The organism is Rhodococcus sp. Leaf233 (assembly GCF_001426165.1).
GTDB classification, from domain to species: domain Bacteria; phylum Actinomycetota; class Actinomycetes; order Mycobacteriales; family Mycobacteriaceae; genus Rhodococcoides; species Rhodococcoides fascians.
Map to the genome: position 1 here is coordinate 737,679 of NZ_LMRO01000009.1, position 12,191 is coordinate 749,869.

Here is a 12,191-nt window from a genome sequence, read left to right on the forward strand (position 1 = left end):
CTACTGATCGCCTGCGGCGACGAGGGGCTCGAGGGTGAGCTCGGGCATCTCCTTCTGGATGTACTGCAGTCGCCACTTGTCGCTGACGAGAGCCAGCAGCGCACCGTCGGTCCGGGTGAAGATCTCGACGCCCCGCTGGCGGCCCAATTCGACGGCCGACGCCGCGTCGGTGCGCCGAGCAAGTGAGTAACCCAACGGTTCCATCCGAGCGTCGACGCCGAATTCGGTCTTCATTCGTGCGGTGACCACCTCGAACTGCATCGGGCCGACGGCCGCGAGAACCGGGGAGGCGTCGCCGCGAATGTCGTTGCGCAGCACCTGAACCACGCCTTCGGAGTCGAGTTGTTCGACGGCTCGGCGGAACTTCTTGTACTTGTCGGCGCTGTCGACGCGCAGTGCCGAGAAGTGCTCGGGTGCGAACGACGGAATCGGTGGGAACTCGACCTTCTTGTCGGTGTACAACGTGTGGCCGGGCGCGAGCGCGGTGGCGTTGACCAGACCGACGATGTCGCCGGGGTAGGCGTTCTCGACCGTTGTCCGGTCACGCCCGAAGACGGTGAGCGCGTACTTGGTGGTGAACGGCTTCTTGGTCTGTGCGTGCGTGACGACCATGCCGCGCTCGAACACGCCCGAAACGACGCGCATGAAGGCCAGGCGGTCTCGGTGTGCGGTGTCCATGCCGGCCTGCACCTTGAACACGACGGCGCTGAAGGGATCGGTCACCGCGCGCACCCCGTCGGAGACGTCGGCCCGGGGCCCGGGTGCGGGGGCCAGCGCCACCAGGGTGTCGAGGATCTGGCGCACGCCGAAGTTCAGCATCGCCGAGCCGAAGATCACCGGTGACGTCTGGCCGGCGAGGAACATCTCCTGGTCGTGATGCTGGCCGCTCGAGATCAGCAGATCGCTCTCCTCGACGGCGGTGTCCCAGTCGATGCCCTCACGCTGCGCGGCGGCCTCGGCCGTCATGAATTCCTCGGGCGCGATCGTGGCACCACCCGCAGTTCGGGTGAAGCGGATGTAACTGCCGTCCTGCACATCGAGCAGGCCACGGAAGTCACCCGCGATGCCGACGGGCCAGTACAGAGGCGTCGGCGTCAGGCCGATGCGTGACTCGATCTCGTCGAGCAGTTCGAGCGGGGACTGACCCGGGCGGTCCCACTTGTTGATGACGGTGATGACCGGGATGCCGAACTGGCGGCACACCTGGAACAGCTTGAGGGTCTGCGGCTCGAGGCCCTTCGCGGCGTCGATGAGCATGACGGCCGCGTCGACCGCCGTCAGGACGCGGTAGGTGTCCTCGGAGAAATCGGCGTGGCCGGGGGTGTCGACGAGGTTGATCACGTTGGTGACCTCGGCGTCGGGGGAGGTCTGGTAATTGAACTGCAGCGCAGTCGAACTCACCGAAATGCCGCGCGCCTTCTCCATCTCCATCCAGTCCGAGACGGTGGAGCGACGGCCGGCCTTGCCGTGAATGGCACCGGCCTCGGAGATGACGCGCGCGTGCAGGGCGAGGGCCTCGGTGAGCGTCGACTTACCGGCATCGGGGTGCGAGATCACCGCAAATGTTCGACGCCTCGCCACCTCGAAATCGAGTTCCCTGGCCGAGTGTCGAGCGGGGCCGGAGTTCGGTCCTGACCCGTCGAGTGCTGCATCGACGTCGGGGGAACTGGGCGGGGTACTCACGAAGGCCTCTATCTCGTAGTCACGGCAACGGCAAAGGTCAAGGATACGCGGCCGGTAACGGTCACCGGTCATCGCGGGATTGCTTAGGGTGAGGGACGCGGAAGGACCGTCGAACGAGGAGATGACGCGTTGAGCAAGTTCACCGACGAGATGTTCGAGACCGCAAGCAGCAGCAAACGTGGTTTGGTCACCGGCGAGCCCGAGGCGGCGTTGCGCCAGTCGTGGGGTGAGATCCACGAGCAGGCGCGGCGGATGGCGGGCGCGTTGGCCGACGCGGGGGTCGAACACGGCGACGCGATCGGTATTCTCGCCGGCCAGCCCGTCGACATCGCACCTGCCTGCCAGGCCACGTGGATGCGCGGAGCGTCGGTGACGATGTTGCATCAGCCCACCCCGCGGACCGATCTGGCCGTCTGGGGCGAGGACACCGAAACCGTCGTCCGGATGATCGACGCGAAGGCGGTGATTCTGGGAGCTCCGTTCGACATCGCCGCGCCGGTGCTCGTCGAGCGCGGCATCACCGTGCTGAAGATCGACGACATGAAGTCCGGTCGCGACATCGATCCGGTGCCGACGGCCGAGACCGACATCGCGCTGCAGCAGCTCACGTCCGGCTCCACCGGGTCGCCCAAGGCCGTGCGCATCACGCACGAGAACTTCTACGTCAATGCGTACGCGATGATCGATCGCATCGAGTTCGACGTGAATTCCGACGTCATGGTCAGTTGGTTGCCGCTCTTCCACGACATGGGCATGGTGGGCTTCCTGTCGGTACCGATGCAGGTGGGTGCCGAGGTCGTGAGCATCACTCCGTTGGACTTCCTGCGCTCGCCGCTGTTGTGGGCCAAGCTCATCGACAAGTACCGCGGAACAGTCACTGCTGCACCCAATTTCGCGTATTCACTGCTGGCCCGTCGGCTGCGTCAGGCGGAGGACGATCTGGATCTGGATCTGTCCACACTGCGTTATGCGTGGAACGGTGCCGAACCCGTCGACCCCGACACGATGATCGCGTTGGCAGAAGCGGGTGCGCCGTACAAACTCGATCCCGCGGCCCTCGCGCCCGTGTACGGAATGGCGGAAACGACTCTCGCCGTGTCGATTCCGGACCCCGGTCAAGGGCAGGTGATCGACGTCGTCGACGCGGATCTACTCGAAACGCTCGGCCGCGCAGTCCCGTCCACCCGCGGCAACACCCGATCTCTGGCCACTCTCGGAAAGTTCGTTCCCGGGCTCGAGGGCCGCGTCGTGGACAAGGAAGGGCAGGTGCTCACCGCGCGCGGTGTCGGCATCATCGAGGTCCGCGGCAAGGCCGTCACGCCCGGATACATCACCGTCGACGGCCCCGTGCCGACACAGGACGCCGACGGCTGGCTCGATACCGGCGACGTCGGCTACATCACCGAGGACGAACTGGTGGTCGTCTGCGGCCGGGTCAAGGACGTCATCATCATGGGCGGCCGCAACATCTATCCCACCGACATCGAACGAGCCGCGGGCACCGTCGCGGGAGTTCGGCCCGGTAACGCCGTCGCGATCCGCCTCGACGCCGGCGACAAACGCGAAAGCTTCGCTGTTGCAGTCGAAACGAACGATATCGACAACCCCGACGAGGTCAAGCGCATCGAGCGTGAAGTGATCCACGCGGTGCATTCGGAGGTAGGAGTGCGCCCGCGCACGGTGGCAGTCCTGGGGCCGGGCAGCATCCCGAAGACGTCGAGCGGCAAACTGCGACGGGCCAATTCGGTGTCGCTGCTGAACTGATCAGCGCGGGTGCACCCGATTCTGGGCGGCCTCGAGACCGACCTTCAGCAGTAGCTCGGCGGCGTCGGCGGCTTCTTCGATCACGACGCCGAGGTCCTTGCGTTCGGGCGTCGAGAAGGGCTTGAGCACGAACGACGCCGGGTCCATCCGTCCCGGCGGCCGTCCGACGCCCACGCGGACCCGCAGGTAGTCCTTGGTGCCGAGGTGCTGAGAAATCGAGCGCAGACCGTTGTGCCCGCCCTCACCGCCGCCGAGCTTGAGTCGCAGTGCGCCGAAGTCGATGTCCAGTTCGTCGTGCACCACCACGATGTTCGCGGGGTCGACGGAGAAGAACCGAGCCAGTGCCGCCACCGGCTGGCCCGAGAGGTTCATGAACGTTCGCGGCTTCGCGACGACGACCGAACGGCCGTCGAGCCGGGCCTGCACGATGTCGGAATTGGACTTCTTGTGCGACGAGAACGACGAGCCGACGCGCCCGGCGAGTGCATCGGCGACCATGAAGCCCACGTTGTGCCGAGTCTTGTCGTACTGCGGACCGGGGTTGCCGAGCCCGACTATCAGGGCGGGGCCGTTTTCGGTGCTCACGGGCGTCATTCTTCCATCGATGGTCCGAAACGAACGGCGCGCCGTCTCCCGAAGGAGAACAGCGCGCCGCTCGAGATGCAGGGGAGAGGATCAGCTCTCGTCGGAGCTGTCTTCGTCCTCGGAAGCTGCTTCTTCCTGAGTCTCGGCCTCGCCGGTCTCGGAGATCGGCTCGGTGCCTTCGCCGTCGGCCTCGAGGTCTTCCTCGGACGGTGCCTCGACGACGTTGACCAGGAGGGTCTCGCCGTCGGAGATGAGGGTGACATCGGACGGCAGATCCAGGTCTGCCGCGGTGATCTGCGTGCCGATCTCGGCACCCTCGACGGAGACGACGAAGTTCTCCGGGATCTCGAGCGCGTCGGCCTCGATCTCGACGGCGGTCGAGTCGGTGGTGACGAGGGTGCCCGGTGCGGCGTCGCCCTCGACGATGATGTTGACCTCGACGGTGACGCGCTCGCCCTTGTTCAGCACGAGGAGGTCTGCGTGCTCGATGCTGCGACGGATCGGGTGCACGACGATCGACTTGGTCAGTGCCAGCTGCGACTTGCCGGCGATGTCGAGGGTGAGCACAGCGTTGGTGCCGTCGTTACGCAGCACGGCAGCGAATGCGCGGGCGTCGAGTGCCAGGTGCTGGGGGTCGGTTGCGTGTCCGTACAGAACGGCGGGAACGAGGCCGTCGCGTCGAGCGCGGCGTGCGGCACCCTTGCCGAATTCGGTGCGGACCTGTGCGGTGAGGTTGTTTACCTTCGATGCCATGGTGCTACATGCTCCTGATAACTGTGATCTGTGGTTCGTGCGGCGTACTTCGTCGGGCTGTCAAACTCGTCGGGGCGGACACGAACGAGCGCGGCCAACGGGGCCGAGCCGCGTCGATAACGGTGGATCCTGATGAGCCGGATCTACCCTCGCCGAGACAACCTGGAAGACAATACACGATGCTCCGCAGTGGCTCGGTTATGTGCCTGCTGGGGCACTTACCCGCGCCACTGCGAGCGCAGCGAGCAACTCGGCGGCCACCGACCGGGCGACGGCGATGGCGTCGTCCCGACCGCCTGCGGTTCCCATGACCACCGCACCTTCGTGCAGCAGTGACAATCGAGTCCCGAGTTCTTCTGAATCGGGGTATCCGGCATCGGCGGCCAGGCGTGCGAACAGCGATCGCGTCCACGCCTTCTCCGACTCGATGATGGCCAACACCGGGCTGTCGGTGCCGCCGAACTCGGCGAATGCGTTGACGAATCCGCAGCCGCGATGGTTGTCGCGCATCCACAGGTCGAGTGCGTCGTAGACCCCGAGTACACGCTGCTCACCCTGGTCGAGGGAGTCGACGTACTGCGTCACGTGCGCACACCAGAGGTCGTATCGCCGCTTCAGATAGCGCTGCACCAGGCCGTCCTTGGAGCCGAAGCGGTCGTACAGGGTCTTCTTGGTCGTGCCGGCTTCCTCGGCGATCAGGTCGACGCCGACGGCGCGGATTCCGCGGTCGTAGAAGAGCTCGCTCGCGACGGCGAGAATTCGTTCCGCTGCGGGGGTCAGTGGCTTGTCGTGCATGACGACCTTTCGAAAGCGCTGGTCGGAGTGGGGTGCACTGCGAGTATACAGACCTGTATGTTTACATCGCTCTCATGACCTCACGCATCGATGTTCTCGCCGGTACGGCTCTGGTGATTCTGTGGAGTTCGGGCTTCATCGGAGCAGAATTCGGCACCGCCGAAGCTCCGGCCCACACGCTGCTGGCATGGAGATACCTGGTGGCAGTCGTGCTCCTCGTCGCGTGGTGCAGATGGCGACGACTCACCCCGACGTGGCACGCGCTGCGTATCCACGCAGTCCTCGGCCTCTTCTGTCAGTTCCTCTACCTCGGTGCCACCATCACCGGCATCGGCATGGGCGTCCCTCCGGGCGTCGCCGCCCTGATCGCTGCTTTGCAGCCGTTGGTGGTCGCGCTGGCCTCGAGCAGGATCTTCGGCGAACGCGTCGGATCGAGAGGAATCCTCGGCCTCGTCGTCGGCATCGCCGGAGTGACGCTCGTCGTCGTCGGTGACCTGTCCGGTGCCGATCTCGCCTGGCCCGTCTACCTGCTTCCTGCCGCGGGCATGCTGGCGCTGTCGGCCGGGACGATCGGGCAACGGCTACTGGATCCGAAAGAACCCATCGCGCTGGCCATGGCCATCCAATGTGGCATCAGCGCAGTCGGTTTCATGACGTGGAGTGCACTTGCCGGCGACGCGGTACCGCCCATGACGACGGGTTTCTGGGCTGCGGTGGCGTGGACGGTGGTGCTGTCGACCTTCGGCGCTTACGGCGCGTACCTGTTCGTCGTACGCCGCAGTGGACCGACTCGTGCCAGCGTGCTGCTCTACCTGACACCGCCGACGACGATGCTCTGGGCTTTCGTGATGTTCGGCGACGCGATCACCTGGTTCGGTATCGCGGGCCTCGCAGTCTCGGGGATCGGGGTCGCCGCCTACCTCAGCGCACATCCGGACCGCAGGGCACGCTCACGCACCGGCGAGCACAGCGAGCATCGTGTCCAGTTCGGCGAAGGTGACGAAGTAGTGCGGGGATGCACGGACGACGGCGTCGAGCCCCCGGCCTGTCATGTCCAGTCGAGTGGAACCGCGATGGCTCACCGTGACCGTCACGTTTCGGTCGGCAAGTCGGTCGCGGACGGCCACCGGCTCCTCACCGTCCACGGTGAACGAGACGATGCCGCTCTTGCGGTCACCGAGATCGTGGACGGTGACCCCGGGAATGCGTCGCATTCCGGCACGTAGGTACTCGGCGCGCTCGGAGATGGCGTCCGCGACGTCGTCGATGCCCAGTTCGAGTAGATAGTCGACGGCCGCGCCGAGGGCGAGGCGGGCTGCGACGTCGCATTCCCAGAACTCGAAACGTGTTGCGTCGTCGGCCATTCGGTAGGTCGACGTGTCTTCCCACTGCGCGCTGTGCAGATCGAGAGCCGGTGGATGCAAGCTTGCAGCCAATTCCGGACGCAGGTACAGGAACCCGGTACCTCGGGGCCCACGTAGCCACTTGCGTCCGGTGGCCGACAGGGCGTCGACGCCGAGTTCGTCCACGTCCACCCGCAGCTGGCCGATGGACTGACACGCGTCGAGCAGAACGAGGGCACCGTGTCGATGGGCGAGATCGGCCACTGCGCGGGCCGGGTTGATCAAGCCTCCGTTGGTGGGCGCATGCACGACCGACACCACCTTGACCCGGTCGTCGAGCATCTGCTCGAGTGCGTCGATGTCGATGCACCCCGACGCGTCGCTCGGAATCACCTCGACCGTGGCCCCGGAGACCTCGGCGCGGTGCAGCGCGGAAATGGCGTTGCTGGCGTATTCGGCCTCGCACAGCAGGATTCGATCCCCGGCCGACAACGGCACCGAGTAGAAGAAGTCGGTCCACGCACGAGTGGCGGAATCGCTCAGAGCGATGGTCGACGCCGGTGCCCCGATCAGGGTTCCGATCGATGCCTTGACGGCCGCGAGATCGTCGAGGCGTTCGCTCGCGGCCCGGTACCCGCCGATCTCCGCCTCGCGGCGCAGATGGGCTATCGCGGTGTCGACGACGACGGTGGGCGGCAGCGAGGAGCCGGCGCTGTCGAGAAATACCCGGCCCGACGCACCAGGGGTGTCGCGGCGAATGCGGTCGTGATCGAGCATCGATAGTCCTTCCGGTAGCGAACTCTCGGGCATCAGGGTTCCACAATCGGTAGCCTCGATACGACGCGGGATCTCGGCGTTTTCGATCCTGGCAGCTGGGTACATTGCGTAGTCGGATCGCGGTGAGTGGGAAAGAAGGAAATGTGTCCTCCAACGAGAAGTCCCTCGAGCTGAGCACGCGCCCAGCCATCGAGGCATACGTGTCGAAGGTGTGTTTCAAGCTGGGGCCACCGTCGCTCATCGGTGCCGAACTCGAATGGCTCACGGCCCTCGACGACGGTTCGCGGCCCTCCCTGTCAGCTCTGGCCGCTGCGCTCGGTGATCACTCCCCGCGCAGTATCGCTCCCGAGTCACCCGCCCTGACGTTGCCGGGCGGAAGTATCGTCACCGTCGAACCGGGCGGCCAAGTCGAATTGTCCAGTTCGCCTTCTATTTCCGTTTCCCAGCTCGAACCGCTGCTCGACGCCGATGCCCGACTGTTGCACGACATGCTCGGTCGCGACGGCATCTCCATCAGCGCAGTTCCCGCCGACGCCGTGCGAGATCCCGAACGACTACTGGTCTTACCGCGCTACTGCGCGATGGAAAACCGTTTCACCACCATCGGGCCTTTCGGCAAGCTGATGATGTGCAACACCGCCGCCACCCAGGTCAGTGTCGACGCCGGACGTGATCGGGCGGAGGTCACTTCGCGATGGCAGATGCTGCACGCCATCGGCCCGGCCTTCGTCGCCGCGTTCGCGCGCTCTCCCGAACTCGCCGGGGCACCGACTGGTGCGTGGGCATCGCAGCGAATGCGGACCTGGCTCGAACTCGATTCCAGCCGGACCACAGTACCGAACACGGGCGATCCGATCGCCGATTACGCGCGGTGGGCACTCGACGTTCCGCTCCTCTGTATTCGGGGAACCACCCAGAACTGGGTAGCGCCGTCCGGCATCACTTTTGCGCAGTGGCTCGACGATCCGAGCGTTGTCGGTCGCCCCGCAACCTACGCCGATCTCGATTACCACCTGACGACACTGTTCCCGCATGTCCGAGCCTGCGGGCACCTCGAAATCCGTTACCTCGACGCGCAACCCGACGGGCAGTGGGTGATACCGGCCGCCGCGTTCGAGGCGCTGTTGTCCACTCCCGGTCTGGTTTCCCAGGCCACCGAACTCGGTGCAGGCACAGCTGGTCGGTGGCTCGATGCGGCCCGGGCAGGTCTGGCCGATGGCGAGCTGCGCAGGGCCGCAAGCGAACTGCTCGATCTCGCATCATCGGCCGGAGGAGAGTTCTCCCAGCAGTTGCGTGCGGCATCTCGGAGATGTCGCGCCGGTATTTCGCCCCACGAATTCGATGCGGTGTCGCCGACATCGCAGAGCCGAAAGGAATCGGTGTGAGCGCCGAAGAACTCAGGACCAGGATCGAGACCGTGCTGACTCGGAGCCGGTCCCGCAGTGCCGCGCTCACCGAGTGCGTGGACGAAACCGAACTGATGGCTCAGCATTCGCCGTTGATGAGCCCGCTGATCTGGGACCTGGCACACATCGGCAGTCAGGAAGAACTCTGGCTCGTGCGCGACGTCGGTGGCCGCGATCCGGTGCGGCCGGACATCGACGAGTTGTACGACGCGTTCAAGCACTCGCGTTCGTCGCGAACGTCCCTGCCGCTCCTGACGCCCGAGGAAGCGCGCGCCTACGTGCATACCGTGCGGGACAAGGCCTGGGACGTGTTGGAGCACAGCACGTTCGAGGGTCGGCCGGTCGAGAAGCACGGGTTCGCGTTCGGAATGATCGCCCAGCACGAGCAGCAGCACGACGAAACCATGCTCGCAACCCACCAGTTACGTTCCGGCCCAGCCGTTCTCACTTCTCCCACACCGCCGACGTCCACGATGCCGGTGGCGGGGGAAGCCATCATTGCCGGTGGGCCGTTCTCGATGGGAACGTCACTCGACCCGTGGGCTCTGGACAACGAGCGGCCTGCGCACGCCGTGCACGTGCCGACCTTCGCCATCGACCGGGCCCCGATCACCAACGCGCAGTACATGAACTTCATCGCCGACGGTGGCTACGAGCGCCCCGAGTTGTGGACGGAGAAGGGGTGGGCGCACCGCGTCGACGCGCAGCTCACCGCCCCGCAGTTCTGGGAGTCCGATTCCGACGGCACCTGGTGGCGTCGGAGCTTCGGGGTGCGCAGGCCGGTGCGTCCGCTGCAACCCGTCGTGCACGTGTGCTGGTTCGAGGCCGACGCCTACGCGCGCTGGGCAGGCAAGCGGCTACCGACGGAAGCGGAATGGGAGAAGGCCGCGCGGTACGACGCGGCGTCGAACACCTCCCGCGCCTATCCCTGGGGAGACGCCGAACCCACTGCAGCACATGCCAATCTGAATCAGCGACATCTCGAACCGGCCGATGTGGGGGCGTATCCGCAGGGTGTGTCCTCGGCCGGGGTCCATCAGCTCATCGGTGACGTGTGGGAGTGGACGTCCTCGGGTTTCGAGGCGTACCCGGGATTCGAGGCATTCCCGTATGCCGAGTACTCGGAGGTGTTTCTGCGCGGCGATTACAAGGTGTTGCGTGGCGGCTCTTTCGGCACCGACGAGGTGGCCTGCCGCGGGACGTTCCGAAACTGGGACCACCCGATTCGTCGGCAGATCTTCAGTGGGTTCCGGTTGGCCCGCGACGTCGAGTCGCACTGAATGTGCCGTCATCTCGGGTACCTCGGAGCAACTACCTCGGTCGGGTCACTGCTGACCCGGGGCGAGAACTCCCTGCGCACACAATCGTTCGCGCCCACCGACATGCGGGGCGGCGGCACCATCAACGCCGACGGGTTCGGCGTTGCCTGGTGGGACGGCGACGACACCGTACGCAGCTATCGCAATCCGATGCCCATCTGGACCGACCCTGCGATCGACGATGCTCTGCCGCAACTGCAGTCGACGTCGGTGATCGCGGCGGTCCGATCGGCCACCGTGGGAATGCCGGTCGAACGCAGTGCCTGTGCCCCGTTCACCGACGAGCGATGGGCATTCAGCCACAACGGCGTCGTGTTCGGTTGGCCGGAATCGTTGGCGGAGCTGTGGTCGGAGATTCCGCCGACCGATGCGTTGATGCTGCCGGCCCCTACCGACGCCGCCGGATTGTGGATCGTGCTGCGAAACCTGTTGCGCACACACGATCCCGAGTCGGCATTGCGCATGCTGGTTCGAGAGGTTCTGGCCAGGTCGCCCAAGGCGCGCCTGAATTTTCTGCTCTCGGACGGCACGTCCATGTATGCCACGGCGGTGCATCATTCGCTGTCGGTACTGCAGACCGAGGATTCGGTCACGATCGCCTCCGAACCCGTCGACGACGATCCCGAATGGATCTCTATCGACGACCGCAGCATCGTCGTCGCGACAGCGACCGGTGTCACCGTTTCGACCCTGGAAGAATGAAGGAGAGTCATGAGCACGGTGGACGTACATCTGACCGATACGACGCTGCTGGACGAATTGCGCAAGGACGTGCGGGAGGGCTTGACGGCCGACCCGAAGTGGCTCTCGCCCAAGTACTTCTACGATGCCGTCGGCAGTGAGCTGTTCGAGCAGATCACGGTGCTGCCGGAGTACTACCCGACCCGCACCGAGCGCGCGCTGATCGAGGAGCATGCACTCGACATCGCCCGGGCCACCGAATCGTCGATGTTGATCGAGCTGGGCTCGGGTTCGTCGGAGAAGACCAAGCTGCTGTTGTCTGCCGGAATCGAACACGGTTCGCTGACAACGTATGTGCCTCAGGATGTGTCCAGTACCGCCTTGGAGGGTGCTATCGAGCAGATCTCGAAGGAGTTCCCGACGCTGGAACTGCACGGCATCGTCAGCGATTTCACCGATACCCTGCACAATCTTCCCTCCGGAACCGGCCGCACCATCGCCTTCCTCGGCGGCACTCTGGGGAACCTCATCCCGCAGGAGCGCGAGGAATTCCTTGCGGCCGTAGCGGACGCACTCGACCCCGGCGAGTTTCTGCTGCTCGGGGTGGGCTTGGTGATCGATCCGGACGTGCTCGTTCCCGCCTACGACGACGCGGCCGGGGTGACAGCGGAGTTCAACCGAAACGTGTTGTCGGTCCTGAACTCTCGGCTCGGCGCGGACTTCGACCCCGAGGCCTTCGAGCACGTGGCACTGTGGAACGCCGAGCACGAGTGGATCGAGATGCGCCTGCGGGCCACAGCTGCGCAGGAGGTGTGTTTGCACGATCTCGACCTGCACGTGCACTTCGAGTCCGGAGAAGATCTACGTACCGAGATCTCCGCGAAGTTCCGGCCGGACGGCATTGCCGGTGAACTGAAGATGGCGGGCTTCGACGTCCTCCATCTGTGGTCCGACGCAGATTCGCGCTTCGCTCTGATCCTGGCCGGAAGGGTCTGAACGGACCGCTGGCATTGCGGGCACCACTGCACACTATGTTCGCCGATCGACGGAATTCCGTCGATCGGCGTCGGTAGTGGGCAACCCTG

General features: G+C 65.4%; 10 protein-coding genes and 1 pseudogene. 6 read left to right on the forward strand and 5 right to left on the reverse strand.

The genetic code is table 11. From position 1 onward, the window contains the following. The gene (locus tag ASH04_RS14225) at positions 1-1,683 is read right to left on the reverse strand and encodes a peptide chain release factor 3 (RefSeq protein WP_057473760.1); all 1,683 of its coding nucleotides are present in this window, start codon (positions 1,681-1,683) and stop codon (positions 1-3) included. Positions 1,684-1,812: 129 nt separating this feature from the next. On the opposite strand from ASH04_RS14225, the gene ASH04_RS14230 reads away from it, so the two are divergent. Further along, positions 1,813-3,447: a fatty acyl-AMP ligase gene (locus ASH04_RS14230; protein ID WP_027496084.1), complete on the forward strand. Its 1,635-nt coding sequence runs from the start codon at positions 1,813-1,815 to the stop codon at positions 3,445-3,447. Here the strand turns inward: ASH04_RS14230 and pth are convergent, their stop codons facing one another. The 3 genes from pth to ASH04_RS14245 form a co-directional block, all read right to left on the reverse strand. After that, entirely contained in the window at positions 3,448-4,041 is a 594-nt protein-coding gene (gene pth, locus ASH04_RS14235) for an aminoacyl-tRNA hydrolase (protein ID WP_027496085.1), read from the reverse strand. An 81-nt stretch (positions 4,042-4,122) separates the two neighbouring features. Further along, entirely contained in the window at positions 4,123-4,785 is a 663-nt protein-coding gene (locus ASH04_RS14240; RefSeq protein ID WP_027496086.1) for a 50S ribosomal protein L25/general stress protein Ctc, read from the reverse strand. Between the two features lie 198 nt (positions 4,786-4,983). Beyond that, on the reverse strand, positions 4,984-5,580 hold the full coding sequence (locus ASH04_RS14245) for a TetR/AcrR family transcriptional regulator (RefSeq protein WP_032385662.1): 597 nt from the start codon (positions 5,578-5,580) through the stop codon (positions 4,984-4,986). 74 nt (positions 5,581-5,654) lie between these two features. On the opposite strand from ASH04_RS14245, the pseudogene ASH04_RS26170 reads away from it, so the two are divergent. Then, positions 5,655-6,482 (forward strand): annotated as a pseudogene (locus ASH04_RS26170) (DMT family transporter); the annotation flags it as partial. A gap of 48 nt (positions 6,483-6,530) precedes the next feature. Here ASH04_RS26170 and ASH04_RS14250 read toward each other — a convergent pair. Further along, positions 6,531-7,700, reverse strand: a complete 1,170-nt coding sequence (locus ASH04_RS14250) for an aminotransferase class V-fold PLP-dependent enzyme (RefSeq protein ID WP_057473969.1) — start codon at positions 7,698-7,700, stop codon at positions 6,531-6,533. A gap of 143 nt (positions 7,701-7,843) precedes the next feature. On the opposite strand from ASH04_RS14250, the gene egtA reads away from it, so the two are divergent. From egtA to egtD, 4 genes are read left to right on the forward strand one after another with little or no spacing between them, the layout of a single operon-like run. Continuing rightward, on the forward strand, positions 7,844-9,085 hold the full coding sequence (gene egtA / locus ASH04_RS14255; RefSeq protein ID WP_057473761.1) for an ergothioneine biosynthesis glutamate--cysteine ligase EgtA: 1,242 nt from the start codon (positions 7,844-7,846) through the stop codon (positions 9,083-9,085). Beyond that, a complete protein-coding gene (gene egtB / locus ASH04_RS14260) occupies positions 9,082-10,386 on the forward strand; it encodes an ergothioneine biosynthesis protein EgtB (RefSeq protein WP_200937323.1) in 1,305 nt (434 codons plus the stop codon). The genes egtA and egtB overlap by 4 nt, the downstream gene beginning before the upstream one ends. Then, positions 10,387-11,127 carry an ergothioneine biosynthesis protein EgtC gene (gene egtC, locus ASH04_RS14265; protein ID WP_032364113.1) on the forward strand — a complete coding sequence of 247 codons (741 nt, stop codon included), beginning with the start codon at positions 10,387-10,389 and terminating at the stop codon, positions 11,125-11,127. Positions 11,128-11,136: 9 nt separating this feature from the next. After that, a complete protein-coding gene (gene egtD / locus ASH04_RS14270; protein WP_057473763.1) occupies positions 11,137-12,102 on the forward strand; it encodes an L-histidine N(alpha)-methyltransferase in 966 nt (321 codons plus the stop codon). Positions 12,103-12,191 lie beyond the last annotated feature (89 nt).